Origin of the sequence: Micromonospora sp. DT228 (assembly GCF_049841595.1) — a bacterium.
Lineage (GTDB): Bacteria > Actinomycetota > Actinomycetes > Mycobacteriales > Micromonosporaceae > Micromonospora.
The window spans coordinates 1-387 of the sequence record NZ_JBNCKO010000070.1 but is presented as its reverse complement, the minus strand read 5'-3'; the positions used below and the strand labels follow the sequence as shown (position 1 = coordinate 387).

General features: G+C 72.9%; 1 protein-coding gene. It reads right to left on the bottom strand.

Annotated features, from left to right (window positions below):
• Positions 1-387, bottom strand: a 387-nt coding sequence (locus ACLQ29_RS35450; RefSeq protein ID WP_425775712.1) for an AMP-binding protein, incomplete at both ends; no start/stop codon positions are given.

The window sequence follows — 387 nt, the reverse complement described above, 5'->3', positions numbered from 1 at the left end:
GATTTCGTCGGGTTGTACCTGGGTGGCGACGGCGGGCAGCGTGAGCGCCACCGCGGTGTCGTCGTCGGCGTCCACCAGCACAACGGGTAGACCCGAGCCGGGGTGGCCGGTTGTGCCGGCGCGGACCAGGACGGCGGCGCACTCGGCGTGCGAGAGCACGAACTCCTGCCGCTCCGGTGGAGTCGACGGGTCCACCGGCACGTACGCCGCCCCGGCGAGCCCGACGGCGAGGACGGCCACGATCTGCTCGACCGACTTGTCGATGACCACGGCCACCCGGTCGCCCCGATTCACGCCGGCGTCCACGAGTCGGTGTGCGACGAACGACGCCCGGGTCAGCAACTGCCCGAAGGTCAACCGCCGGCCCGAGGCCACCACGGCCAGCCC